Origin of the sequence: Microbispora sp. NPDC049633, assembly GCF_040675265.1 — a bacterium.
GTDB classification, from domain to species: domain Bacteria; phylum Actinomycetota; class Actinomycetes; order Streptosporangiales; family Streptosporangiaceae; genus Microbispora; species Microbispora maris.
In genome coordinates this window covers 1-24360 of sequence record NZ_JBFAOO010000114.1, presented here as the reverse complement: position 1 = coordinate 24360, position 24360 = coordinate 1, and the positions used below count along the sequence as shown (strand labels likewise).

25 protein-coding genes are annotated in these 24360 nt (G+C 72.6%); 15 read left to right on the top strand and 10 right to left on the bottom strand.

Features of this window, described 5'->3' with window-relative positions; genetic code table 11:
* Window positions 1-67: 67 nt before the first annotated feature.
* The 3 genes from AB0J39_RS25785 to AB0J39_RS25775 all read right to left on the bottom strand — a co-directional run bounded on the left by AB0J39_RS25785 (window position 68) and on the right by AB0J39_RS25775 (window position 2809).
* Complete coding sequence (locus AB0J39_RS25785; RefSeq protein WP_363468976.1) at window positions 68-742, bottom strand: hypothetical protein; 675 nt, start codon at window positions 740-742, stop codon at window positions 68-70.
* Window positions 743-848: 106 nt separating this feature from the next.
* A complete protein-coding gene (locus AB0J39_RS25780) occupies window positions 849-2039 on the bottom strand; it encodes a hypothetical protein (protein ID WP_363468974.1) in 1191 nt (396 codons plus the stop codon).
* 41 nt (window positions 2040-2080) lie between these two features.
* Window positions 2081-2809: a CAP domain-containing protein gene (locus tag AB0J39_RS25775; RefSeq protein ID WP_363468972.1), complete on the bottom strand. Its 729-nt coding sequence runs from the start codon at window positions 2807-2809 to the stop codon at window positions 2081-2083.
* Window positions 2810-3147: 338 nt separating this feature from the next.
* On the opposite strand from AB0J39_RS25775, the gene rplM reads away from it, so the two are divergent.
* The 6 genes from rplM to AB0J39_RS25745 all read left to right on the top strand — a co-directional run bounded on the left by rplM (window position 3148) and on the right by AB0J39_RS25745 (window position 10251).
* Entirely contained in the window at window positions 3148-3591 is a 444-nt protein-coding gene (gene rplM, locus AB0J39_RS25770) for a 50S ribosomal protein L13 (RefSeq protein ID WP_363468970.1), read from the top strand.
* Window positions 3592-3621: 30 nt separating this feature from the next.
* Window positions 3622-4143, top strand: a complete 522-nt coding sequence (gene rpsI, locus AB0J39_RS25765; protein ID WP_169985190.1) for a 30S ribosomal protein S9 — start codon at window positions 3622-3624, stop codon at window positions 4141-4143.
* Complete coding sequence (gene glmM / locus AB0J39_RS25760; protein WP_363468968.1) at window positions 4143-5528, top strand: phosphoglucosamine mutase; 1386 nt, start codon at window positions 4143-4145, stop codon at window positions 5526-5528. Before rpsI ends, glmM begins: the two co-directional genes overlap by 1 nt.
* A 105-nt stretch (window positions 5529-5633) precedes the next feature.
* Window positions 5634-8477 carry an AAA family ATPase gene (locus AB0J39_RS25755; protein ID WP_363468966.1) on the top strand — a complete coding sequence of 948 codons (2844 nt, stop codon included), beginning with the start codon at window positions 5634-5636 and terminating at the stop codon, window positions 8475-8477.
* Between the two features lie 97 nt (window positions 8478-8574).
* Complete coding sequence (locus tag AB0J39_RS25750) at window positions 8575-9165, top strand: sugar O-acetyltransferase (RefSeq protein ID WP_363468965.1); 591 nt, start codon at window positions 8575-8577, stop codon at window positions 9163-9165.
* 240 nt (window positions 9166-9405) lie between these two features.
* Entirely contained in the window at window positions 9406-10251 is an 846-nt protein-coding gene (locus tag AB0J39_RS25745; protein ID WP_363468963.1) for an alpha/beta hydrolase, read from the top strand.
* A 121-nt stretch (window positions 10252-10372) separates the two neighbouring features.
* Here AB0J39_RS25745 and AB0J39_RS25740 read toward each other — a convergent pair whose 3' ends face one another.
* From AB0J39_RS25740 to coaA, 7 genes are all read right to left on the bottom strand, one after another.
* Window positions 10373-11089 (bottom strand): ABC transporter permease, encoded by a 717-nt coding sequence (locus AB0J39_RS25740; protein ID WP_363468961.1) that lies wholly within the window; start codon window positions 11087-11089, stop codon window positions 10373-10375.
* Entirely contained in the window at window positions 11086-12039 is a 954-nt protein-coding gene (locus AB0J39_RS25735; protein WP_363468959.1) for an ABC transporter ATP-binding protein, read from the bottom strand. Before AB0J39_RS25735 ends, AB0J39_RS25740 begins: the two co-directional genes overlap by 4 nt.
* Window positions 12036-12899 (bottom strand): ABC transporter permease, encoded by an 864-nt coding sequence (locus AB0J39_RS25730; RefSeq protein ID WP_363468957.1) that lies wholly within the window; start codon window positions 12897-12899, stop codon window positions 12036-12038. Before AB0J39_RS25730 ends, AB0J39_RS25735 begins: the two co-directional genes overlap by 4 nt.
* A complete protein-coding gene (locus AB0J39_RS25725) occupies window positions 12896-13822 on the bottom strand; it encodes an ABC transporter ATP-binding protein (protein ID WP_363468955.1) in 927 nt (308 codons plus the stop codon). Before AB0J39_RS25725 ends, AB0J39_RS25730 begins: the two co-directional genes overlap by 4 nt.
* A 77-nt stretch (window positions 13823-13899) precedes the next feature.
* Complete coding sequence (locus AB0J39_RS25720) at window positions 13900-14835, bottom strand: DUF389 domain-containing protein (protein WP_363468953.1); 936 nt, start codon at window positions 14833-14835, stop codon at window positions 13900-13902.
* Between the two features lie 79 nt (window positions 14836-14914).
* The gene (locus tag AB0J39_RS25715; protein ID WP_363468951.1) at window positions 14915-15952 is read right to left on the bottom strand and encodes an EcsC family protein; all 1038 of its coding nucleotides are present in this window, start codon (window positions 15950-15952) and stop codon (window positions 14915-14917) included.
* 161 nt (window positions 15953-16113) lie between these two features.
* The gene (gene coaA, locus AB0J39_RS25710) at window positions 16114-17055 is read right to left on the bottom strand and encodes a type I pantothenate kinase (protein WP_363468949.1); all 942 of its coding nucleotides are present in this window, start codon (window positions 17053-17055) and stop codon (window positions 16114-16116) included.
* Window positions 17056-17160: 105 nt separating this feature from the next.
* Between coaA and AB0J39_RS25705 the strand changes: the two genes are divergently transcribed.
* From AB0J39_RS25705 to AB0J39_RS25665, 9 genes are all read left to right on the top strand, one after another.
* A complete protein-coding gene (locus tag AB0J39_RS25705) occupies window positions 17161-17511 on the top strand; it encodes a holo-ACP synthase (protein WP_363468947.1) in 351 nt (116 codons plus the stop codon).
* A gap of 90 nt (window positions 17512-17601) precedes the next feature.
* Entirely contained in the window at window positions 17602-19104 is a 1503-nt protein-coding gene (locus AB0J39_RS25700; protein WP_363468945.1) for an NAD(P)H-hydrate dehydratase, read from the top strand.
* Between the two features lie 54 nt (window positions 19105-19158).
* Window positions 19159-20304 (top strand): alanine racemase, encoded by a 1146-nt coding sequence (gene alr / locus AB0J39_RS25695; RefSeq protein WP_363468943.1) that lies wholly within the window; start codon window positions 19159-19161, stop codon window positions 20302-20304.
* Between the two features lie 24 nt (window positions 20305-20328).
* A complete protein-coding gene (locus tag AB0J39_RS25690) occupies window positions 20329-21381 on the top strand; it encodes an alpha/beta hydrolase (protein WP_363468941.1) in 1053 nt (350 codons plus the stop codon).
* Window positions 21378-21839, top strand: a complete 462-nt coding sequence (gene tsaE, locus AB0J39_RS25685; protein WP_363468939.1) for a tRNA (adenosine(37)-N6)-threonylcarbamoyltransferase complex ATPase subunit type 1 TsaE — start codon at window positions 21378-21380, stop codon at window positions 21837-21839. Before AB0J39_RS25690 ends, tsaE begins: the two co-directional genes overlap by 4 nt.
* Before the next feature lie 225 nt (window positions 21840-22064).
* The gene (locus tag AB0J39_RS25680) at window positions 22065-22706 is read left to right on the top strand and encodes a hypothetical protein (RefSeq protein ID WP_363468937.1); all 642 of its coding nucleotides are present in this window, start codon (window positions 22065-22067) and stop codon (window positions 22704-22706) included.
* A gap of 2 nt (window positions 22707-22708) precedes the next feature.
* Window positions 22709-23263, top strand: coding sequence for a class F sortase (locus AB0J39_RS25675; protein WP_363468936.1), 555 nt, complete (start codon window positions 22709-22711; stop codon window positions 23261-23263).
* A 75-nt stretch (window positions 23264-23338) separates the two neighbouring features.
* A complete protein-coding gene (gene tsaB / locus AB0J39_RS25670) occupies window positions 23339-24061 on the top strand; it encodes a tRNA (adenosine(37)-N6)-threonylcarbamoyltransferase complex dimerization subunit type 1 TsaB (protein WP_363468934.1) in 723 nt (240 codons plus the stop codon).
* A 49-nt stretch (window positions 24062-24110) separates the two neighbouring features.
* Window positions 24111-24360: GNAT family N-acetyltransferase (locus AB0J39_RS25665; RefSeq protein ID WP_363468978.1), on the top strand; the 250-nt coding region annotated here is incomplete at its 3' end.

Genomic DNA, 24360 nt, shown 5'->3' with positions numbered 1-24360 from the left:
CCACGGTGCCGGGTCCGGCCGGGGCCTGAGACTCCCCCACTGTCAGGCCTTCTGGCAGACTAGGCGGCTAACAGTGACCATGCACCAGATGACAACTCGGGGGGAGCGGATCGAGAGTAGGCTGCCAGGCGGGTCCGGCCGGGGCGGGAGGCTGCCACGCGGGCGGGCCGTACCCCGGCTGCCGCTGGTCGCCCTGGCCGGGCTGTGGCTGGTCGCCCTGGCCCGGCTGTGGCTGCCACGTGTGGACACCCTGGCCCTCCGGCGGCTGCCAGGCGTGCGGTCCCCCGCCGTACGCGGGCTGCGGCGGCACGGCGCCGGGATGCGGCTCGCCGGGCGCGGGCGAGCCTACGCCCTCGTCGCCCGGCGGGCGCGGCGCGGGAAGGGACCTGGCGTCCCCGGGTACGCCGGAGGAGGGCGGCGGGGGACCGTACGCGGGAACGGCCCGGAATCTGTTGGTGCTCTCCGGGTCGTCGGCGGCCGGTTCCGGCGCCCGGAGACCGCCGGGGAGGCCATACCTGGTCGGGTAGGGAACGGCGGGCGGCGCGGGCCGGTCCGCCGTGCCGGCGGCGTCCGGGGCCCAGGCCGTGCCGTCGTCCGCTGGGGGCTGCCCGAGTCCGGACGCCGGGGTCTGCCCGAAGCTCGGGGGTGGCGTCGGAGGTGTCGCCGAGCCCTCGGCGTCCGCCTCACGGTGGGCCCACGCCGTTTCGTGTTCGTGCTCGGAGCCGGAATCCTTGCCACGCATAGCCGGAAGCGTAACGGCGTGGGCGCGATCGGCGTGCCCCTATGGGCGTTTCGGTCCGTGCCGCCCCAGCTCGCCCACCCGCTCCCACCTCAGCGAACGCCTGGCCTCAGCTGGGGCCACCGGTCAGCGAGCGGGTGTCGAGGGCAGGGAAAACAGTCGAGTCGGTGACGTCCACCGCGGCCTGGTAGAGCCGCTTCTGCTCGGTCTTGGTCGGTTTGTGGCCGTCCTTGAACTGGAACCAGAGCAGCACCGCGTAGTGGCCGTGGGTCCAGCCGCCCGCGTACGCCTCGCCCGTGCCGAGGTGCTTGCTGGCCTCGTCCTTGCCCGGCAGCGGCTTGAGGTAGTCCTTCCGCTCGCCGCCGCCTCCGGCGGAGGCGACCTTCTTCGCCGTGGCGGAGGTCCGCAGGTTGGCGACGCCTACGGTGCCGATGATCGTGCCCTTGGCGTCCGCGAAGCTCGCCCGCAGAAGCTGCGTGCATCCGCCGGCTTTGAGCGCCTTCGTGATTTTGTCGCCGGTGACGCCGTCCGCGCATTTCTTCTCCCTGCGGAAGACCGTGCGGACGTACGACCGCTTGTCCTTGAGGAATTTGCGCTTGGGGAACAACTCCCCGAGTGACAGCGGGCTTTTGTCGGTCGCCCGGGAGCCCGTGTAGCCGTACTTGCCGGAAGGGCCGTCGGGGACGAGCGGGGTGGACCGCTTGCTGGGCGCCGGAGCGGCGACCGGCGGCTTCTCGTTGCTCGCGGCGTACCACAGACCGGTGAACAGCGCTCCGATCAGGGCGAGCAAGCCGAGGCCGAGGGCCCAGGGACGTCGCCACCAGGGGCCCTTCACGTCGGGATCCCACACGGGTTCCGGCGGCACGGGCACCCGCGGCTCGGCGGGCTGCCGCCGCGCGTCCCAGCCGTCACCCGGCTGACCGCCGGGCGGGGGCGGGTAGGGGCCCGGGCCAGGGCCCGAGGCGAGCTCCTCCACGCGGTGCGGGCCCTCCTGCTCATGCGGCCCGCGTCCGGCGTACGGCGGCTGCTCGGGCCGATAGGGCTGGTAGGGGGCCTGCTCGCGTTCGTATGGCGATTGCTCGCGTTCGTATGGCGAGTGTTCGCGGGCGTACGGCGACGGCTCACGCTGGTAGGGCGGCTGCTCGCGCTGGTAGGGCGGCTGGCCCCCGCCGTACGGGGGCGCGTCGCGACGGCCGGCGAGGGGCGAGTCGTCCCCGCCGGAGTACGGCGGCAGGTCCCGCCTGCGGGGGTCCGGAGGCTGGTGCGGCGGAGGTGGTTGCTGGTCGCCGGGGTAACCCATGGCGCTGAGATTAGTCGGCGTTTCGGACAGACGACGAAGGGTCAGGAATACCCGAAGTCCTCGGTCCACCACGGGCCGCCGTCGCCGGTGCTCACGCCGACCCCGGTCGCGACCAGGCGGCAGTCGAGCAGTGTGGCACGGTCGCTCCGCCCGGCCATCCAGCCGCGTACGACCGCCGCGGCGCTCTGGTAACCCCTCGCGATCGTCTCGGCTCCGCCCTCGGAGTAGCCCGCCGCCCCCATGCGGTCCCAGGGCGTGGCTCCCCCGGGCGAGCTGTGCCGGAACAGCCCGCTCGACGCCATCTCCGCCGAGTGCGCGCGGGCGGACTCCACGAGGCGGGGGTCCACACGCAAGGGCCGGCAGCCGTGCTTGCGGCGCTCGGCGTTCACCAGGCGCACGACCTCGGCCTCCATCGAGGCGGCCCGCATCGCGTCGGCGTCGTACGCGCCGTCGCCTCCGTCCGCCCCGGGGGTGAGGACGCTGTACGGCGAGCCGCCGCCGGAGCCGTCGATCACGGTGGAGGGCGGCTGTTCCTTCCGGGGCCTGCGCTGCTGCGGCACCTCCCGGGGGGCGACCGGAGCCACGGTGCGCAGGACGTGGTCGAGGGTGGGCCGGTCGCGCGGCACCGTGCCCGGCGCGCTCGCGCGGGGGGACAGGGACGGCTCCGACTTACGGAGATAAACCTCGTCGACCTCGCTCGACCCGGCGCTCATCCGGCCGATCACCACGCCGGTGAGCAGAATGGCGACGGCGCACGCCAGCAGACCCATCTGAGTCCCCCGCAGGGGGCCACGGAAGGTGTGATTTTTGTGAGGGGTCTGCCACATACCGCAGTCAAATATAGAGATCCCCGCCATGGGGATGAAGGGGCGATTGGGTATGGATTTGATGAACGTTCAAATGTGTCGTTCCAATGAGGGTCCCCGCTCGCTGTTTTGACCGGGCGGCATCGGGTCGGTAGTCTGCTAGTTCGTTGTGTGTGGATCGGTCTGTCCGCAGACCGGTGCACGGCGCGTCCGGCGTCTTCTCCCGTACATGTGGAGACGGAGGTTGTCGCCGTGCCTGCGCAACCTACCGAGAGTTCACATTCCCGACAGAAGGCACTGCCGTGCGCACGTTCTCACCGAAGCCCAACGACGTCGAACGTCAGTGGTACGTCATCGACGCGACCGACGTCGTGCTCGGCCGGCTGGCCAGTCATGTGGCGACCCTGCTCCGCGGGAAGCACAAGCCGATCTTCGCTCCGCATGTCGACACGGGTGACTTCGTCATCGTCATCAACGCCGACAAGATCGCCCTGACCGGCAACAAGCTCGAGCAGAAGAAGGCCTACCGCCACTCGGGTTACCCCGGCGGTCTGCGCGCCGTCTCCTATGGCGAGCTCATGGAGAAGCGTCCGGACCGGGCCGTGGAGAAGGCCGTCCGGGGCATGCTTCCCAAGAACGCCCTCGGCCGGAAGATGGCCAAGAAGCTCAAGGTCTACGCCGGCGGCGAGCACCCGCACCAGGCCCAGCAGCCGGTGCCGTTCCAGATCACCCAGATCGCCCAGTAATCGCGAGCCAGGAAAGTTAAGAGGAGAACCGTGGCCGAGCCCACCGGTATCGAGACGCTCGTCGAGGGCGAGCCGGAAGACTACACCGCGGAGGAGTTCCCCTCCGAGTACACCACCGAGTCGGCCCCCGCCGGCGACGGCGCCGTCCGCAAGCCCGTCACCACGGGCAACTCGTACGGCACCGGCCGCCGCAAGGAGGCCATCGCCCGGGTTCGCATCGTGCCGGGCACCGGCAAGTGGACGATCAACGGCCGCTCGCTGGACAGCTACTTCCCGAACAAGGTCCACCAGCAGCTGATCAACGAGCCGTTCGTCGTGCTCGGCGCCGAGGACGCGTTCGACGTCATCGCCCGCATCGACGGCGGCGGCGTGACCGGCCAGGCCGGCGCGCTGCGCATGGGCCTGTCCCGCGCGCTCGCCGCACTGGACGCCGAGGTCAACCGCCCGCCGCTGAAGAAGGCCGGCTTCCTCACCCGTGACGCCCGCGCCACGGAGCGGAAGAAGTACGGCCTCAAGAAGGCCCGCAAGGCTCCTCAGTACAGCAAGCGTTAATGTCGGGGGAGCCCGTAGGCGCCTCCTCGCGGGGGCGCCTCTTCGGCACCGACGGGGTACGTGGGGTCGCCGGGCGCGACCTCACCGCGGAGCTGGCCATGGACCTGTCCGTGGCCGCCGCGCACGTGCTCGGCGATGCCGGGGCGTTCCACGCGAGCGTCGGGCGGCGCGGCCGCCCGATCGCCGTCGTAGGCCGGGACCCGCGTGCTTCAGGTGAATTCCTGGAGGCCGCAGTGGTCGCCGGCCTCGCGTCGTCAGGCGTGGACGTCCTGCGGCTCGGCGTGCTGCCCACCCCGGCGGTCGCGTACCTGACCAACGCGCTGGGCGCCGACCTCGGCGTCATGCTCTCCGCGTCGCACAACCCCGCGCCGGACAACGGCATCAAGTTCTTCACCCGCGGCGGCTACAAGCTGCCCGACGCGGTGGAGAACGAGATCGAGCAGCGGCTCGGGGAGAAGTGGAACCGCCCGGTGGGCGCGTCCGTCGGCCGGGTCCGGGAGGCGTACGGCGAGGCCGACCGATACGTCGCGCACCTGCTGACCACCCTGCCCCACGGCCTCGACGGGCTGCGCGTCGTCATCGACTGCGCGCACGGCGCCGCGCACATGGTCGCCCCGGAGGCGCTGCTGCGCGCCGGCGCGATCGTGGAGACCATCGGCGCCGCCCCGGACGGGTTGAACATCAACGACGGCGTGGGTTCGACCCACCTGACGCCCCTGCGGGAGGCCGTCGTCGCGCGCGGCGCCGACCTGGGCATCGCCTACGACGGCGACGCCGACCGCTGCCTCGCGGTCACCGGTACGGGCGAGGAGGTCGACGGCGACCAGATCATGGCGATCCTGGCCCTGTCGATGCAGGCCGACGGCCGCCTCGCCAAGGACACGGTCGTGGCGACGGTCATGTCCAACCTGGGGTTCAAGATCGCCCTGCGGGAGGCCGGCCTGTCCGTGGTGGAGACCGCGGTCGGCGACCGGTACGTCCTGGAGGCGATGCAGGACGGCGGCTACACCCTGGGCGGCGAGCAGTCCGGTCACGTGATCATGTTGGATCACGCCACGACCGGGGACGGCCTGCTCACCTCGCTGCACCTGATGGCCGAGGTGGCCCGGCAGGGCCGCTCCCTCACCGACCTCGCCGCGGTGATGACCAAGCTGCCGCAGGTGCTCGTCAACGTCCGGGACGTGGCGAAGTCGAAGGCGTCCGCGCCCGAGCTGCGGGCGGCGGTGGCCGAGGCCGAGGCGGAGCTCGGGGAGACCGGCCGCGTGCTGATCCGGCCGAGCGGAACCGAGCCCATGATCCGGGTCATGGTCGAGGCCGAGTCGCACGACCAGGCCAAGGCCGTGGCGGACCGCCTCGCGGAGGTCGTCCGTACGGTCTGCGTCTGACGCCGCACGCGTCACGACTCCTGAGGACCCCGCTGGGCGCCTGCCCGGCGGGGTTCCTTATTGGGAGGCCTTCTCAATTGCGTAATGTGCGCGTAACACTGATGCATGTCTTGTTTGACCGGTGTCCGGTCGGATGCGTTAAGAGGCCGTGAAAGGGAATCGGACGCGCTGCGCGCACTGATTGACCGGGCCAGAACCAGTGTGGGCGGATGCCTGCTCCTCCTGGGCGGACCGGGTGCGGGAAAGACCGCGCTGCTCGACCTCGCCGCCGCGCACGCGGCCACCGGCGCCCCCGGCGAGCCGGGGTTCCTCGTGCTCCGCACCCGGGGCGTCGCAGGTGAGACCCACCTGCCGTACGCCGGGCTGCACGCTCTGCTCCGTCCGATCGCCGACCGGCTGGACACTCCGGCGGCCGATACGCGGGTGCTCGCCGACGCGCTGCGGACCGGCGCCGACGCGGGCGGCCTGGCGCTGCCGGCCGCGCTGCTGCGGCTCCTGCAGGCGGCCGGACGCCCGGTGCTGGTGTGCGCCGACGACATCCAGTGGCTCGACGCCCCCAGCCGGGAGGCGATCTGCTTCGTGGCCCGCCGGGTGGGGGCGGTCCCCGTCGCCGTGCTGCTGGCCTCCGCGGAGCCCGGCACCGCCCCCGGCGACCTGCCGCCGCTTCCGCTCACCCCGCTCGACGAGAGGGCGTCGCGGCAGGTGCTCGACGACCTCGTCCCCGGAGGTCTGCCGGGAGACCTGCGTACGGCGCTGGTCCGGGCGGCCCGGGGCAACCCGCTCGCGCTGGCGGAACTCGCCGGTGCGCTGACCGACGAGCACCGCAAGGGCGCGGCGCCGCCACCCGAGGCGCCGCCGCGCGGCGGCCGTCTGTGGCGGGCGTACGCCGACCGGCTCCGCGGCCTGCCCGCCGACACCGCCGACCTCGTCCTGCTGATCGCGGCCGATCCCGGCATCGACGCGGTCACGCTGACGCGCGCGGCGGAGGCGCGGTCCGGACTGGCGGCGCTGGAGACGGCGGAGGCCGCGGGCGTCGTGGTCGAGCTGCCGGACGGCGGCTTCGACCTCGCCGACCCGCTCCTGCGCCACGTGGCCTACGCCGAGGCGTCCCTCGCTCGACGGCGGGCCGCCCACGGCCTGCTCGCGAGCCTTCTCGACGATGATCCCGGCGATGTTCTCGGTGACGCTCCCGGCGGTGCTTTCGGCGGTGCTTACGGCGGTGCTTCCGGCGGGGAACGCCGGCGGCTGCGGCGGGCGTGGCATCGTGCCGCCGCCCTCGACGGTTCCGCGCGCGAGCTTGCCGAGGATCTCGTACGGGCACTGGCGGCGATGCCGAAGGCGACGACGGCGGCCTTCCCGGAACCGTTCCGCGTCCTCGAACGGGCGGCCGAGCTCACCGGGCACGGCGAGGCCAAGGCCGCACGGATGGCGGCCGCCGCCCAGCAGGCCTGGCAGGCGGGACAGCCGCAGCGGGCGAGGTCGCTGCTGTCCAGGGTCGACACGCTCGCGGCCGGCGACGAGGTGCGCGGCCGGGCCGAGCTGCTCAGGGGCAGCCTGGAGCTGCGGGCGGGCAAGCCCGACAGCGCCTGCGACACGCTGCTCGCCGCCGCGGAGCGGCTGCTGCGCACCGACCGCGAGCAGGCCGTACGCGCGCTGGTCCGGGCGGGCGAGGCGAGCTACCTGGCGGGGGACAACCGGCGGTTCCTGACGATCGCCCGGCGCGCCGAGACGCTGCGGCGGCCCGACGACGCCCACCTCACGCGCATGGCTCTGGAGTATCTCGAGGGCATGGCCGCGACGTTCCGCGGCAGGCATATGGAGGCGACCACCTCCCTGCGCCGCGTCGCCACCGGGGTGATGGCGCCGTCCTCGGCCGGCAGTCCCTCGGCGCTCGTGTGGGGCGGCGTGGCGAACCTCCTGCTCGGCAACGGCGCCGCCGCGCTCACCTTGACCACCCGGGCGGTCGAGGTCGCGCGCGCCCACGGCGCGGTCGCCAGCATGCCGCAGATGCTGGAGATCCATATCCAGGCCCAGCAGTGGATGGGCCGTTACGACGCGGTGGCGGCCAACGCCATGGACGGCCTGCGCCTGGCGCAGGAGACGGGCCGTGCCGTCAGCGGCGCGCAGCACCTGGCCTGGCTCGCCTTCACCGCCGCCGTCGAGGGCGACGAGGAGACGTGCGCCCTGCGGGCGGCGCGCGCCGTCGAGCTCGCCGCGGCCCACGGCGTCAGCGTGGCCGAGGCGCTCGGCACGCTCGCCCTGGCCCATCTGGACGTCGCGGCCAACCGGCACGCCGACGCGGTGAACCGCCTGCGCGTGGTGGCCCGTACGGGAGACCCCCTCGTCGTCCGGGTGATGGCGACGCCGCTGCTCGTCGAGAGCGCCGTACGGACGGGGGACGTCGCGCAGGCGCGGGACGCGCTGGTCGTGCTGGAACGCTGGGCGGACAGCACCCGCGACCCCGACCGGCTGGCGCTGGCGGCCCGATGTCACGCGCTGCTGGCGCCCCCGGACGAGGCCGGGGAGCGCTTCGCCCAGGCGCTGGAACTGCACCGGCAGGGATCGTGCGCGTTCGAGACCGCGCGCACGCGGCTGCTGTACGGCGGCATGCTCCGGCGGTCGCGCCGCCCGGGCGCCGCCCGCGAGCACCTGCACGGCGCGCTGGAGACGTTCGAACGGTACGGCGCCCGCCTGTGGAGCGCGCACGCCCGCGCGGAGCTGCGGGCGGCGGGGGAGTCGGTGCGGCCCTCGGGCTCCCGTTCCGAGGCCGGCCGGCTGCTCACGGCGCAGCAGTTCCGGATCGCCACCCTGGTGGCGGAGGGCGCGACGAACCGGGAGGTGGCGGCCCGGCTGTTCATCAGCCCGCGCACCGTGGAGCACCACCTGCGGAACATCTTCGCCAAGCTCGGCGTGCGCTCCCGGGTCGAACTGGCCCGCCTGCTGCCGTGAACCGGCCGCCGAGAGCCGTGATATCCAGTTCTTCCCAGTGCCCGCCCCCGGAACCGGGGTCCCCAAGGGCCGACCGACGATGAGCAAGGATCACGCAGTGACGCTTGAAGCCCAGCGCGCGCATATTCTCTCGGGCCGGATGTACAACGACCTCACCGACGAACTCGTCGAGGCGCGCCGGCGCGCCGTGCTGCTGACCACCGAATACAACAACAGTTTCGGGCGGCCGCAGCAGGACCGCGAGGCGATCTTGCGCCGCCTGCTGCGCCAGGTCGGACAGGGCTGCCACTTCGAGCCGACGTTCCGCTGCGAGTTCGGTTTCAACATCAGCATCGGGGACCACTTCTACGCCAACTTCGACTGCGTCATGCTCGACGGCGGGGGCATCACCATCGGCCACCACGTGCTGTTCGGTCCCCGCGTCGGCATCTACACCAGCAACCACGCCATCGACGCCGGTGAACGCGCGGCCGGCGCCTGTTACGCCAAGCCGGTGACGATCGGAGACCACGTCTGGATCGGCGGCGGCGTCACCGTCAATCCGGGCGTGACGATCGGCGACAACACGATCATCGGTTCCGGCAGCGTGGTCACCCGTTCGATCCCCTCCGGCGTCATCGCCGTCGGCTCCCCCGCCCGGGTGCTGCGCACGATCACCGAGGCGGACAAGAGCGGCTACCGGCCCTGACCTCCGGGACCGGCTCTCCGGTGGGCGCCGCCGCAGGGCCGGTGGTCGGTCGGGACCCGCCCGTGGTCGGCGGGGACCGGTGATTTCACCGATGCGCGTACGGGGCTGACGGCGCGACAGTGACGGCGGTCAGACCGTTCGCGGGAACCGGCCGCGTGCCCGTTCCCACTCCTACCCCCCAAGGAGTGCACCGACGTGCCGACACACCCCTCAACCCCATTCCTGCACCGGACGTCCTCCGTGGTCACGACGCTGGCGCTCGTCGTGCTGCTCGCGCTGGCCGGCGGTCTCCTCACCGCTCCCGCCGCCCACGCCGCCGTACACGGCCCGGACCCGACGGACGCGCTCCTGGAGGCGTCGCGCGGGCCGTACGCGACCGCGCAGACCGACGTGTCGTCGTTGTCCGTGAGCGGCTTCGGCGGCGGAACCATCTACTACCCGACCACCACGTCCGAGGGGACGTTCGGCGGCGTGGCCATCGCTCCCGGCTACACGGCCGACAAGTCCAGCCTCGCCTGGCTGGCCGCCCGGCTCGCCTCGCACGGCTTCGTGGTGTTCAACATCGACACGCTGACGCGGCTCGACCAGCCCGACAGCCGGGGCCGGCAGCTGCTGGCCGCGCTCGACTACCTGACCGAGCGCAGCTCGGTCCGCGGCCGCGTGGACGCGACCAGGCTCGGCGTCATGGGCCACTCGATGGGCGGCGGCGGCACGCTCGAGGCCGTCGACGACCGGCCGTCCCTGCGGGCCGCCGTCCCGCTGACCCCGTGGAACCTCGACAAGACCTGGTCGGGCGTCCGGACGCCCACGCTGATCATCGGCGCCGAGGCCGACACCGTCGCGCCGGTCGCCTCGCACTCCGTGCCCTTCTACACCAGCCTGCCCTCGTCGCTCGGCAAGGCGTACCTGGAGCTGAACGGCGCCACCCACTTCGCCCCGAACACGACCAACACCACCATCGGCAAGTACGCCGTGGCCTGGATGAAGCGGTTCGTCGACGACGACATCCGCTACGACCGCTTCCTGTGCCCCGGCCCCGGCAGGAGCCTGGCCGTCGAGGAGTACCGCAGCACCTGCCCCTTCTGACGACCTTCAGGAGTGCGGACGGCCCGCCGATCGCGGCGGTCGTCCGCACGGCGCTGTCCGGGCGCCTTCCCACGCGTTCGACGCCCCTGTGTCCGCAGGCGCGGATCTCGGCGAACGGGAGCTAGTCGTCGCCGGTGAGGGACAGGGAACGCAGGCGCTGGCCGGTCCACACGACGGCGCCGATCGTGACGATGATCATCGCCGGTACGGCGAAGCCGAGCGTCACCTCGGTGGAGAAGAAGGGCGAGGAGGAGACCTGGTCGGCGAGGGACTGCGCCCACTGCTGGATGGAGAACTTCCGTGCGCCGGGCACGTAGCCGCCGACCACGCCCTCCCACACGAGGGCGTAGATGACGCCGACCGCGACCGCGTGCCGGGTGAGCACGCCCAGCAGCAGGAACACCGCGGCGTACGCGACGCCGCCGAACAGCGCCCCGAGGGTGAATCCGGTCGCGACGCCCGACTCGGCGCCGGTCAGGAGGTAGGCGGAGGCGTAGGTCGAGACGGCCGCGAACACCGCGATGAGGGACGCCGCGACCACGAACTTCGTCACCGCGATCACCGGGCGGGAGATCGGCTTGGAGAGCAGGTGGATGATCGTGCCGTCCTCGATCTCCGGGGCGATGACGCCCGTCCCGGCGATCAGCCCGAGAAGCGGCAGCATCGTGCCGATCGCGAAGCTCTTCATCAGGGTCACGGCCGTCTGCTCGTCGTGGCCGTTGAACAGCCTGAGCAGCGCGGCGATCGCGACCAGCGCCACCGGCAGCAGCACCAGCAGCCAGATCCTCTTGCGTCCGAGCATGGCCCGGTAGGTGATGTCCGCCACCACCGTGTTCATCGCGAGCTCCCGGAGATGAGGTAGGAGAAGACGCTTTCCAGGTCCTCGTCGGTGGGGGAGACCTGCCACAGGTGTACGGCGAGGTCGCGCGCCATCCGCGGCAGCAGCGCGGTGAACCGCGCGTAGTCGGTCACCTGGACCTCGACGCCCTGCTCGGTCAGCGAGACCGCGCTGGAGGAGGGGTCGCCGATGAGCGCGGCGGCCAGACGCCGGTCGTCGCTCGACCTGACCCGGAACAGGTGCGGCCGGTCGGCCATGCGGCGCCGGATCTCGCGGTAGTCGCCCGACGCGGCGTGCCGGCCGGCGACCAGGACCTCGATGTGGTGCGCGACCCGCTCGACCTCTTCGAGGATGTGCGAGCTGAACAGGATGGTCCGGCCCTCCTCGCCCATGCGCCGGACGAGGTCCATGAGGTGGAGCCGCTGCCGGGGGTCCATGCCGTTGAACGGCTCGTCCAGGAGCAGCACCTGGGGGTCGTGGACGAGGGCGGCGGCGACCTTCACCCGCTGCCGCATGCCCTTCGAGTACGTCTCGATGCGTCGGCCGGAGGCGTCCGTCATCTCCACCAGGTCAAGGGCCCTGCGGGCCGCGTCGGCGGGTGAGGGCAGGCCGTGCAGCCGGGCCGACGACAGCACGAACTGCCACCCGGTGAGGAAGCCGTACACGGCCTCCCTCTCGGGGACCAGGCCGATCTGCCGGTAGATCTCGTGGTTGTGCCAGATCTGCCGGCCGTCGAGGGACGCGGTGCCGCTGGACGGCGCGAGGAACCCGGCCATCATGTGCAGCAGCGTCGACTTGCCCGCGCCGTTCGGCCCGAGCAGGCCGGTGACGCCGGGACCGATCGTCATCGTGACGTCGTTGACCGCGACGACGTTGCCGTACCAGCGGGACACCTGGGCGAGTTCGAGCACGCCCTGGCGGGTGGTCACGGGAGAGCTTGTGGTGGTCACGACGCCGCCTTCCGGTAACGCAGGAGGACGCCCGTCGCGGCCACGGCGGCCACGGCCAGCAGGATCAGGACCGACGCGAGGTCCGGCGGAGGGCTTCCGGGGTTGACGGGCTCGGTGCCGAACAGGGCCGACTGGACGTAGTCGACGAGGAAGAACGGGTTGAGCAGCAGGGCCCAGCCGACGAGGTCGTCACGTCCCGACGAGATCACCGCGCCGGCGAAGATCCCGGAGATGGCGGCGGTGAACATGTAGAACGCGATCACCGCCGCGACGCCGAGGCCGCGGCGCGGGGTGAACGACGCCAGGGCGATGCTCACGGTCGACAGCAGCACCGCGTGGAGCACCGCGCCGCCCAGCGCGCCGAGGTAGTCGGCGGTGTGCGGCGGCCCGGGCAGGTCCACCAGCAGTTCGCCGACGAACTGGATCGTGAGCGGCACGGCCAGCAGGCCGAACACCGCGACCGCGAGGGCGGCCAGCTTCGCCAGGACGTAGTCGGTGACGGTCAGCGGGCGGGACAGGTAGAGCGGCAGCACGCGGAAGCGCAGGTCCGGCGCGACCAGGTACGGCGACTGCGCGGCGAGGAAGACCGCGATCACCGCCTGCATGAAGACGGCGTATCCCGTATAGGGCATGACGTACTGCTTGGCGAGCGCCATCACGCCGATCGACACGACCGTCGGCATCAGCATGATCGCGACCAGCAGCAGCGGCATGATCTTGGCGCGGGCCGTACGGCCGAGCCCGAACACGCCGCGCAGGCTCTGCACGCCGAGGGCGAGCGTCGCCCGGCCGCGCCCCAGCCGTACGCCGTCGTAGTGGCGGTATCCGATGTCGTGGATGACCGCGGTGGGCTCTGTCATGCCACCGGCTCCTTGAAGACGTCTTCGATGCGGCCCCGCCGCTGTTCCAGCCGCAGAAGGCTGAGGCCGAGGTCGCAGACGGCGTCGCGTACGGCGTCGTAGGTGCGGCCGGGGTCGTCCGCGGCCACCTGGACCGTCAGCAGCCTGCCCTGCGCGGCGACCGTCTCGCCGCCGGCGGTGAGGCGTTCGGCCAGCCGCTGCTGCCCCTCCTCGACCTCCACCGCGATGGTCTGCTCGGCCCGGGTGAACTCCCGGATCGCCGACGAGCGCAGCAGCCGCCCGCCGTCGATGACGATGACGTGGTCGCACACCCGCTCCAGCTCGCCGAGCAGGTGAGAGGTGACCAGCACGTTGATGCCGAACTCGGTGCCGACGCGCCGGATCAGCGCGAGCATGTCGTCGCGGCCCTGCGGGTCGAGCCCGTTGGTGGGTTCGTCCAGGAAGACCAGCTTCGGGTCGTGGACGAGGGCCTGGGCGAGCTTGACCCGCTGGCGCATGCCGGTGGAGTAGCCGCCCATCGGGCGGTAGCGCTCCTCGTCCAGCCCGACGTGTCGCAGGGTGTCGGCGGCGCGCTCGCGGGCGGCCGTACGCGGCAGCCCGGACATCTGGGCCATGTGCACCACGAACTCGGTCGCGGACATGTCCGGGGGCAGGCAGTCGTGCTCGGGCATGTAGCCGACGGTTCGCCGGATCTCCAGGCCCTGAGTGGCCGTGTCGAGGCCGAGCACCGAGGCGCGCCCCGAGGTCGGGGGGAGCAGGCCGAGCAGGATCTTGATCAGCGTCGACTTGCCCGCGCCGTTGGCGCCCACCAGGCCGGTCACGCCGGTGCCGGCGGCGACCGTGAGGTCGTCGAGCGCCGTGACGCGGGGGAAGCGCTTGGTCAGCCCCTCGGTCGCGAAGCATGGGGTCGCGCTCGCAGTCATGATCCGACCCTACTGGGCAGGGCGAGCGCCGGACCTCCGTCTCATGGACGAACCCGTCTACGTCTCAGGTATGCCTGTCACGTCCGTCCCCTACCCCCGCCGTACCGGTTCCACAGGGAGCGCTGGAGGAACAGCGTCAGCGCGCCGGCGACGACCATGCCGGTGATGTTGACGAGGAGCTGCAGCGCCGAGCCGCCGACCTCGTCCCAGCGTGAGAGCGCCAGAGCCACGGCCATGTACCCGGCCGCCGGGACGGTCGTGACGGAGATGAAGACACCCACGAGCGCGGAGGACTTGCCCGCCGTGATCGACAGCACGCCCGCCGCGCCGGCGAGCAGCGCCACGATGAACGACCACCGGTCGGGCGTCACGATGAAGCGCACCTCGTCGTGGTGCCGCAAAGTGTCGGGGGAGATCCAGCCGAGGCCGCGCGCGACGAGGGCGCAGGCCAGGGTGACGGCGATCGCGGACGCGAAGCCGGCCGCGAGCGCGCGGGAGGCCGTCCCGACGAGTCGCCAGCGGCGGCGCAGCAGGCCGAAGGAGACGGCGGCCACCGCGCCGAACTCCGGCCCGAGGACCATCGCGCCGACGATCAGGATCTGCGACGGGATCAGCACGCCGATCGCGGCGATCTGCGTGGCGATGACGAGGAACGCCAGGAACGCCCAGGTGACGCGGCTGTCGAGGGCCACCCGCTGCTCGAACTGGTCCCACACCACGGCGTCGTCGCCCTCTCCGGGCGCCCGCTCCTCCGCCTCCGCGGCGCCTCGGGAGATGGACAGCTCGATGTCCTCGGCCGTGATCGAGCCGTCCCGTTCCAGGCCGAGCGCCTTGAGCTCGTCGATGACCCCGTCGGCGGCCTCCCTGGCGACGTCGGCGAGCACGACGTCGCCCTCCGGCCGCCTCGCCGCCCCGCGGAGGAGCACGACGTTGGTGACGCCCGGCGTACGGTCGAAGACCTCGACGACCTGGCCGGTCCGCTGAAACGGGGCGATGACCCGCAAATGCAGCACGGCCGCATCCTAAGGAGTGTCCGCCGAATGCCGCTCCACAACCTGCCGCGCCGGCGGACACGGGAGAAACGGAGCGGAGTCAGTCGTCCTTGGCAGGTGGGGCGTAGCCGGCCTCATTGCCGGCGGTGACCTCGTCGATCAGGCTGTCGATTCCGAACGCCGTCGCATCCGCGCCTGGTTCGGGCTCCGCGGCGTCAGCCTCCCGCGTCGGCTCGGTGATCCAGTCCTCCCACGACAGCCCGTGCTTGTCGGCCAGATAGCGGGCGCGGTAGAGCCGCGTCGCGTCGTCGACGGCCGAGTACAGCATGTTGAAGCTGAGCCCGGCAGCGAGGATGCCGCCGGCGACGGGCACGACGTTCGCGAGCCGCGCCTTGGTGAGCCTCAGTCCGAGTAGCTTGAAGATCTGCAGGATGACCTGGACGAGAGGCTCCTTGCCCAGCTGGTTCCATGTCGCGCGGCGCATCATCATCTGGGTGAGGCGCGACAGGCTCGCGAGAGCAGCCGTCTTGCTCGTGGACGATGACGCCATGCTGTAGTTCAGGACCCCCATCAGGAACAACTCCTCTCCGGGTTCCCGGGGGTCGTAGCCGTAGTGGACGGCGACCTCGGCCACGGCGCGGCCGAGGAGAGCCATCGAGATCACCGCGTCCGACGCCACCGCCACGACCGCGACTCCTGCGGTCGTGCCACCGCTGACAGTCGTGCCGACCGCTGCTCCGGTCACCACGACGGAGGCGACGCCGGACTGGACTACCCCGATGAACGGGATGGTCAACGTAGGCCGGCCTTTGTCGAGGTCCTTGAGGTCGAGCGACTTGAACGGCGACTCCGCACCCAGATCCTGGTGCTTGCGACGCAGCTTCTCGACACGTTTGTCCAGCGATGCCGAACGCACCGCGGGCAGGAAGACGGCCTTGAAGCCGCCCTCCAGCGCCTTGACGATGGTCTCGTCACCGAATTCCATGACCTTGACCGCGCCGGGGACCTTCCTGATCTGCGTGCCGGCACGCTTGGTGACGAGTGCCACCTTGCCGGCTGCGCGTGCTCTCAAGCTGTTTCGGCGCTTTCGCTCGTTGTCGAGCAAAGTGGACCAGGCCCGGGCCTCGTAGTCGGACATGTCTTCCCGCATCTGCGCCCTTCACTGAGTCGCTCGGGTACGGTTTGCGCTCGCTCACGTCATCCCAGCACACCCAAGCCCGGCGAACGGCCGTAACGCCGCAGATTCACGCGATTACACTGTGCAATTCGGGCATTGGCCCGCAAACCGCCCTCTGGGACCTAAATGCGGCGCAGCCGTACCCCTCGGACGGAGTGGCCGGAGCCCTTGTGGAGGATCAGGCCGGCCCGGCGGCGGGTGGGGGCGATGTTCTCCACCAGGTTGCGCTCGTTGACGTCCCGCCAGACGTTCTCCGCGAACGCAGTCGCCTCCTCCTGCGACAGCTCCGCGATGTGCCGGAAGTAGGACTTCGGGTCGGAGAAGGCCGTACGGCGCAGCTTGTGGAATCGCTCCACGTACCAGGTGCGGATGTCCTCCATGCGCGCGTCCACGTAGATGGAGAAGTCGAAGTAGTCGTAGACCGCCAGGGCGTCCGGCGGCGCGGGCTGCAGGACGTTGAGCCCCTCGACGATGAGGATGTCCGGCCGGTCCACCGTCTGCGCCGCGCCCGGCACGATGTCGTACTCCAGGTGGCTGTAGACCGGCGCCACCACCGAGGGACGGCCCGCCTTCACGTCGGCCACGAAGCTCACCAGCGCCCGCCGGTCGTAGCTCTCCGGGAAGCCCTTGCGGTGCATGATCCCGCGCTCTTCCAGCACCTTGTTCGGGTAGAGGAAGCTGTCGGTGGTGATCAGATCGACCCGGGGGTGCTCGGGCCAGCGGGCGAGCAGCGCGTGCAGCAGCCGCGCCGTGGTCGACTTGCCGACCGCGACGCTGCCCGCGATGCCCAGCACGTACGGCGGGGGCGCCTCCTGTTCGCCGAGGAACGCGCCGACGGCCGCGCCGCGCTGCCGCGAACCCGTGAAATGCAGGTTCAGCAGCCGGGTGAGCGGCAGGTAGATGTCGGTCACCTCGGACAGGTCGATCGGGTCGTGGACGCCGCGAAGCTCCTCGAGCTCCGCCTCGGTGAGCGTGAGCGGTGTGTTCTTGCGCAGGTCACGCCACTGCTCGCGGCTCAGCTCGACGTACGCGTCCCCATCTGCCACGACGGCAAGCGTAGCCATGGCGTCCCGGTGGTCCCGCGCGGGGTGTGCACAGGCTGTGGACAAAAATCGATGGATTACTTCGGCCTGCGACGGGGAAGGATGGATGGCCCGTACGCTGGCGGTGTGATCGTGGGCATCGGGGTGGACGTGGTCGAGGTGGCGCGCCTGGGCGCCGCGCTGGAGCGCACCCCCGGCCTGCGGCGCCGCGTGTTCACCGAGGCCGAGGCCGCGCTGCCGCTGGAGTCGCTGGCCGCGCGGTTCGCGGCCAAGGAGGCCGTGGCCAAGGCCCTCGGGGTCCCGCCGGGGCTGCGGCACCTCGACGCGGAGGTCGTGGCCGGCGGGCGCGGCCGTCCCGAGCTGAGGATCACTGGCCGGGCGGCCGAGGCGGCCCGCGACCTCGGCGTGCGAAGGTGGCACGTCTCCCTGTCCCACGACGGCGGCATGGCGGTCGCCTACGTCGTCGCCGAGTCCTGACGGCGCCCGCCGTCCCTGTCCGCGCCCGTGCCCGCCGCCCCGGGCATGCGGTGATCGCCTTCGCCGTCGCGGCAGGCTACCGTCGGACCCATGCGGACCGCCTACACCTCCGAACAGATCCGCGCCGCCGAGCACGCGCTGATGGCGAGGCTCCCCGAGGGGACGCTGATGGACAGGGCCGCCGCCGGACTCGCCGCGGTCTGCGCGCACCTGCTCGCCGGCTCCCGCGGCCGGGTGTACGGCTCCCGCGTGGCGCTGCTCGCCGGCGGCGGCGACAACGGCGGGGACGCCCTGTACGCCGGCGCCCGGCTGGCCCGCAGGGGAGCGCGGGTGGAGGCCGTCCTCGCCGGTTCGCGAACCCACCAGGGCGGCCTGGCCGCGCTGCGGGAGGCGGGCGGCCGGGCGCATCCGTACGACACCGCGCGGGCGCGCGAGCTGCTTGCCGGCGCCGACCTCGTGATGGACGGCCTCGTCGGCATCGGGGGCGGCGGGGCGCTGCGGGAGCCGTACGGCACGCTCGCGGAGCTGACCGCCGAGGCCGCCGGCCTGGTCGTCGCGGTCGACGTGCCGAGCGGGGTGGACGCGAGCAGCGGGCGGGTCGACGGAGCGGCCGTCCGCGCGCACATGACGGTGACGTTCGGCGCGTACAAGGCCGGTCTGCTCGTCGACCCGGGAGCCGCGCACGCGGGCGCCGTCGAGCTGGTGGACATCGGCCTCGGACCCTTCCTGCCGGACCCCGAGGTGGCCGCGCTGACCGGCGACGACGTGGCCGACATGCTGCCCCGCCCCGGCGCGGAGAGCGACAAGTACCGGCGGGGCGTCGTCGGGATCGCCGCGGGCAGCGACAGGTACACCGGGGCCGCCGTGCTCTCGGTCGGCGGCGCGGTGCGCGCCGGCGCGGGGCTGGTGCGCTTCGCGAGTTCGGCGGAGCCGGTGCGGCTGGTCAGGGCCCGGTGGCCGGAGGCCATCACGACCGTGCTCGACCCGGCACTGGTGCTGAAGAGCTCGCTGGACGAGGTCGGGCGCGTGCAGGCGTGGGTGCTCGGCCCCGGCCTCGGGACCGGCCCGGAGGCGCACGCGGTGGCCCGCGCCGTGCTGTCCACCGGCGTGCCCGTGCTGGTGGACGCCGACGGGCTGACGCTCCTCGCCAAGGACCGCACGCTGCTGCGCCGGGCCGCCCCCACCGTGCTCACGCCGCACGCGGGGGAGCTGTCGCGGCTGCTCGGCGTGCCGCGCGAGCGCGTCGAGGCCGGGCGGCTCGAACACGTACGGCGGGCCGCCGCGGAACTGGGCGCGACGGTGCTGCTCAAGGGCTCGACCACGCTCGTCGCCGAGGAAGACCGGCCGGTGCGGGTCAACACGACGGGGACGCCCTGGCTGGCCACGGGGGGCACCGGCGACGTCCTGTCGGGCATCGCCGGCGCCCTGCTCGCCGCCGGGATGACGGGCTACGACGCGGCCTCGTGCGCGGCGTACGTCCACGGGCTGGCGGCGCGGATCGCCGCCGGGGGTGGCGCCACGGGACACGGGCAGGCGCCGATCGCCGCCCTCGACGTCGCCCAGACGCTCCCCGAGGCCCTTCGCATGCTCTGACGTGCGGCGTCAGGGTGGGCGCATTCACCCGGGTCCACCTGACACACTGGGAAAATGAGCTTCTCGACGGTGCACTCCGCCACCCCGGCCGAGGCGCGCGTGGACCTGTCCGCCATCCGGCACAACGTCCGGCTGCTCGCCGAGCGGGCCTCCGGCGCCGATCTGATGGCGGTCGTCAAGGCCGACGCGTACGGTCACGGCGCGCTGCCCGTGGCGAAGGCGTGCCTGGAGGCGGGGGCGACCCGCCTCGGCACGGCCTTCGTCCGCGAGGCGCTGGCGCTGCGCGAGGCGGGTGTCACCGCGCCGATCCTGTCGTGGCTCATCACGCCGGGCGAGCCGCTGGACGCAGCGCTGCTCGCGGACGTCGAACTGTCCGCCGGCGCGACGTGGGTCGTCGACGAAATCGTCGCGGCCGCCGGGCGCACCGGTCGTACGGCCCGGGTGCACCTGAAGGCCGACACCGGCAACTCCCGGGGCGGCGCCACCGTCGCCGACTGGCCGTCGCTGGTCGAGCACGCGCTCGCCGCGCGGGCGACCGGAGCGATCGAGATCGCCGGCCTGTGGTCGCACTTCGCGTGCGCCGACATCCCGGGCCATCCGTCCATCGCGCGCCAGCTCGCGACGTTCGAGGAGGCGATCGCCGTCGCCGGCAAGGCCGGTGTGCCCGGCGACGCGGCCCGCCACATCGCCAACTCCGCCGCCGCCCTCACGCTGCCGCAGGCGAGGTACGACATGGTGCGCCCGGGGATCGCGGTCTACGGCCTGAGCCCGGTCCCCGAGCTCGGCGACTTCGGGCTGCGCCCCGCCATGACGCTGACGGCCCGGCTCGCGCACGTCAAGCGGGTCCCGCCCGGCTCCGGTGTGTCGTACGGGCACCTGTACGTCACCGAGCGGGAGACCACGCTTGGCCTCGTCCCGCTCGGGTATGCGGACGGCATCGCGCGAAACGCGACCAACCAGGCGGAGGTGCTGGCGGCGGGGAGCCGGCGGCGCATCGCCGGACGGGTGTGCATGGACCAGTTCGTCATCGACCTCGGTGACGATCCGGTGGAATCGGGGGACGAGGTGCTCCTTTTCGGGCCCGGGGACCACGGCGAGCCGACCTGTCAGGATTGGGCGGATTCCCTGGGCACGATTAACTATGAGATCGTGACGAGGATCGGATCCCGCGTGCCTCGCGTCCACCTGGACGAACGCTGAGCCGCGGCTGCGAGGAGGGCAGGCATGGGCACACGTCGCAAGGTCGGGATCGCCGGAGCGGTCTTCGGCGCGGCGTCGGCGGGAGTGGCCGCGGCCACGCTCGCCAAGAGGTACGCCGTGGGCCGCATCCGTCTGCGGCCGGACCTGGAGGCGAGTGAGCCCTTCGGCGAGCTGCGCGGCCGCCCGGTGACGCTCACGACCTCGGACGGCGTGGAGATCCATGCCGAGGTCGACGGGGTGGAGGACGCGCCGCTGACGGTCGTGCTGTGCCACGGCTACTGCCTCTCCTCGGACTCCTGGCACTACCAGCGGCGCGATCTGCGCGACTCCTATCGGCTGGTGCTGTGGGACCAGCGCTGCCACGGTCTGTCGGCCCGTGCCCCGGCGAGCGACTGCACCATCGAGCGCCTCGGCGAGGACCTCGCGCTCGTCCTCGACGAGCTCGTCCCCGGGCCGTGCGTGGTGGTGGGCCACTCCATGGGCGGCATGACGATCATGGCGCTGGCGGAGCGGCGGCCCGAGCTGTTCGGGGACAAGATCCGCGGCGTGTCGCTGATCGCGACCTCGGCGGGCAAGCTCGCCGAGCTCACCCTGGGCCTGCCCGCCCTGGTCTCCAAGCTCGTCAACCTCGCGGTGCCGCCCGCCGTGTCGGTCATGCGCAGGAGCGGCGCGCTGGTCGACCGGGGCCGGCAGGCCGGCACCGACCTGTCGTTCCTGGCGCTGCGTCACCTCGGGTTCGGTGATTCCAAGAACGTCAGCCCGACCGTCGTCGACTTCGTCGAGTCGATGATCAGGGCCACCCCCTCCGAGGTGATCGCCGACTTCTACCCGGCGCTGATGTCGCACGACAAGCTCACCGCGCTCGACGTGCTCAACAAGGTGCCCACCGCGATCATCGTGGGGGAGCGCGACTGGCTGACGCCGCTCGACCACAGCAGGGCGATGGCGGCGGCCGCGCCGACGGCGCAGCTCACCACGGTGCCGGAGACGTCGCACCTCGTGCAGCTCGAACGGCCCGACACCGTGAACGAGGCGCTGCGCGAGCTGCTGAAGAGGGCCGAGAGGGGCAACACGTGACCACGGCCGAGTTCCGGGCCGTGACCGCCGAGGAGACGCGGGCGCTGGGCGCACGGCTGGCCGCGCTGCTCGGTCCCGGAGACCTGGTCGTGCTGAGCGGGCCGCTCGGAGCGGGGAAGACGACGCTGGTTCAGGGCGTCGCGGAGGGCCTGAAGGTGCGCGGCCCGATCACGTCCCCGACGTTCGTGATCGCCCGGGTGCACCCGTCCCTGTCCGGCGGGCCCGCGCTCGTGCACGCCGACGCCTACCGCCTGGGCGGCACGCTCGAAGTGGACGACCTCGACCTCGACGCCTCGCTGGAGGAGTCGGTCACCGTGGTCGAGTGGGGCGAGGGCCTGGTCGAGGGCCTGTCGGAGGACCGCCTGGAGATCCACGTCGAGCGGGGCGCCGAGGGCGAGGAGCGACGCGTACGGGTGACGGGCGTGGGCCCGCGCTGGTCCGAGATCTCCCTCGCCTGATACACATCCCCCGAGCACGCATAAAGGCCGCAATCCGGGCTCTGACGTGCGCATGAGGACCTGCGGGGACAAGCCGGGCGTCGTCCGCGCGCGATCCAGACCGGTCCGCCGCACATCCTTGACGCCTGTCCGCACACCTGTGGATCATCGGGACCAAGGAAGATCCTCGGCCATGAGTCGGCAAGGATTTTCTGGGTAAGGGACCGGCGTGGAAGAGGTGTGCCGTTGAGCAGGATCACGCAGGTCGCCGTCGCGGGAGCCTTACTGTTCGGCGCGCTGGGCTGCACGGCGTCGGCCGAGACCGTCTCCGCCGACCCGACGATGACGCTGACCCCGGCCCTGCCGTCGCCGATCGTCTCGGTGAAGCGGCAGGACGTGCGGGTGGAGGTCGATCCCAAGCGCGTCGTCGGCGGGTCGACCAAGAGCATCCACATCACCGCCAGGTGCCCGCTGCCTCAGGGCGGCACCGACTACCGGGCGACCGCCCGCTCCGACGCCTTCACCGGGCTCGTCACGCTGGTGGCCCCGGCGCCGCCGTCGGCCACCCCCGGTGCCGCGGCCGTGCCGATGGTGCGCGGCAGCGCGACCATCAGGGCCGGAGCCAAGGCGGGCGGCTACCGCGTGCAGGTGCGCTGCGAGGCCACCAACGACGTCGGCAGCGCGTCGTTCAGGGTCGTCGCGCCGGAGCCGGACCGCACCGAGGACCACACGAGGATTCCCACCCGGGCGCCGCACGCGGGCGGCGGCGGCACGGCGGCCGGGGGCCCCACCGACGACTCGGGACTGCCGACCGGCGTCACCGTCGTCGTGCTCCTGGCCGCGCTCGGCGTCGGCATCGGGGTGGCCCGCAGGCGCTCCGGAGCCTGACCTTGGCGCTGTCCACCCGGGGGGTGATCATCGCCGGGGCGGTCACCGGGCTCGTGTTCGCCGCGGTCGCCGGCGGTAAGGGGGAGACGGACCGGCCCGCCGCCAGATCCTCCGTCGTCCCCAAGCGCATCGACATCCCCGCGCTGCGTCTCAAGGCTCCCCTGATGAAGCTCGGCCTGTCCGACGAGGGCGACGTCGAACTGCCGCCGTTCGACAAGCCGTCCACCGCGGGCTGGTACACGGGCAGCGCCGTGCCGGGCGACCCCGGCGCCTCGGTGATCATCGGCCACGTCGACACCAAGAGTGCCCCCGCCGTGTTCTACCGGCTGCGCGACCTGCGCGAGGGCGCGGTCGTGAAGGTGGTGCGCAGCGACGGCAAGACCGCCTCCTATCGGGTCGAGTCGGTGGAGCGAGTGCCGAAGGACGACTTCCCGGCCGAGCGCGTCTACACCGAGGACGGCCTGCGCCTGATCACCTGCGGCGGCGACTTCGACTGGTCCCGGCACGAGTACCGCGACAACGTCATCGTCTACGCCTCCCTGATCCGCGACGCCTGACAACGGGGGCCGGAGGGAGCGGCGGCATCGCGGGCGTGGTCGTCCGCCTCCGCACAGCGACTACGCTTGACCTCCGTGCTTGTCTTGGCCTTCGACACCGCCACTCCCGCCGTCACCGCCGCGCTGCACGACGGCGAGCGTGTGGTGGCAGAGTCGACGACGATCGACGCGCGGCGGCACGGGGAGCTGCTGGCACCCGCCGTCGAGCATGTCCTGCGCGAGTCCGGTGTCACGCTCAAGGACGTCACCGCCATCGTCGCGGGGACCGGCCCGGGGCCGTACACCGGTCTGCGGGTCGGCCTGATGACCGCGACCGCGCTGGCCATGACCGCCGGTGTGCCGGCGTTCGGGGTGTGCACGCTCGACGCCCTCGCCTACGCCGCGCGGGAGAGCGGGCCGTTCCTCGTGGCGACCGACGCGCGCCGCAAGGAGGTCTTCTGGGCCCGGTACGGCGACCCGCGCACGCGGCTCGACGGGCCGCGCGTGGACCTGCCGCACGACCTGCCCGCCGAACTGCCCGTGATCGGCGCCGGCGGCGCCATGTACGCCGGCGTCATCGGCTCCGGCCGGGTGCGCGGGCCCGAGCATCCCTCGGCCGGAGCGCTCGCCGCCCTGGCGGCCGAGCACCTCGCGACGCTGAGCGAGGAGGAGGCGGCGGAGATCGCCCGGGTGCCCGAGGGACGCGTGGACTCGGTCGAGAAAGCCCGGGAGCTGGCCGTGCTCGGCCCGCCGCGCCCCATCTACCTGCGGCGTCCCGACGCGCAGGTGCCCGGGGCGCCGAAACGGGTGACGGCGTGACCCGCCGCGGGGACACGCCGTGAGGCAGGCCGAGGTCGTCCTGCGCCAGATGACCCACGAGGACCTGCCCGCAGTGATGGAGATCGAGCGGACCACGTTCCCCGCGGACGCCTGGAGTGAGGGCATGATGCGCGGCGAGCTGGCCGACCAGCCGCGCACCCGCCACTACCTCGTCGCCGAGGTGGGCGACCGCGTCGTGGGTTACGCGGGGCTTGCGGCGGCGGGCGACCAGGCCGACGTCCAGACGATCGCCGTCCTCGCCGGCCACCGGCGCGCCGGCGTGGGGACCGCGCTGATGG

Bases quoted from the DNA above. Each gene is read 5' to 3' on its own strand.
- glmM (WP_363468968.1), top strand. From the start codon at position 4,143: ATGTCGGGGGAGCCCGTAGGCGCCTCCTCGCGGGGGCGCCTCTTCGGC.
- alr (WP_363468943.1), top strand. From the start codon at position 19,159: ATGAGCTTCTCGACGGTGCACTCCGCCACCCCGGCCGAGGCGCGCGTG.
- coaA (WP_363468949.1), bottom strand. From the start codon at position 17,055: ATGGCTACGCTTGCCGTCGTGGCAGATGGGGACGCGTACGTCGAGCTG.
- AB0J39_RS25740 (WP_363468961.1), bottom strand. From the start codon at position 11,089: ATGAACACGGTGGTGGCGGACATCACCTACCGGGCCATGCTCGGACGC.
- AB0J39_RS25780 (WP_363468974.1), bottom strand. From the start codon at position 2,039: ATGGGTTACCCCGGCGACCAGCAACCACCTCCGCCGCACCAGCCTCCG.
- AB0J39_RS25700 (WP_363468945.1), top strand. From the start codon at position 17,602: ATGCGGACCGCCTACACCTCCGAACAGATCCGCGCCGCCGAGCACGCG.
- AB0J39_RS25690 (WP_363468941.1), top strand. From the start codon at position 20,329: ATGGGCACACGTCGCAAGGTCGGGATCGCCGGAGCGGTCTTCGGCGCG.
- AB0J39_RS25775 (WP_363468972.1), bottom strand. From the start codon at position 2,809: ATGGGTCTGCTGGCGTGCGCCGTCGCCATTCTGCTCACCGGCGTGGTG.
- AB0J39_RS25730 (WP_363468957.1), bottom strand. From the start codon at position 12,899: ATGACAGAGCCCACCGCGGTCATCCACGACATCGGATACCGCCACTAC.
- AB0J39_RS25715 (WP_363468951.1), bottom strand. From the start codon at position 15,952: ATGTCCGACTACGAGGCCCGGGCCTGGTCCACTTTGCTCGACAACGAG.
- AB0J39_RS25755 (WP_363468966.1), top strand. From the start codon at position 5,634: ATGTCTTGTTTGACCGGTGTCCGGTCGGATGCGTTAAGAGGCCGTGAA.
- AB0J39_RS25725 (WP_363468955.1), bottom strand. From the start codon at position 13,822: ATGACTGCGAGCGCGACCCCATGCTTCGCGACCGAGGGGCTGACCAAG.
- AB0J39_RS25785 (WP_363468976.1), bottom strand. From the start codon at position 742: ATGCGTGGCAAGGATTCCGGCTCCGAGCACGAACACGAAACGGCGTGG.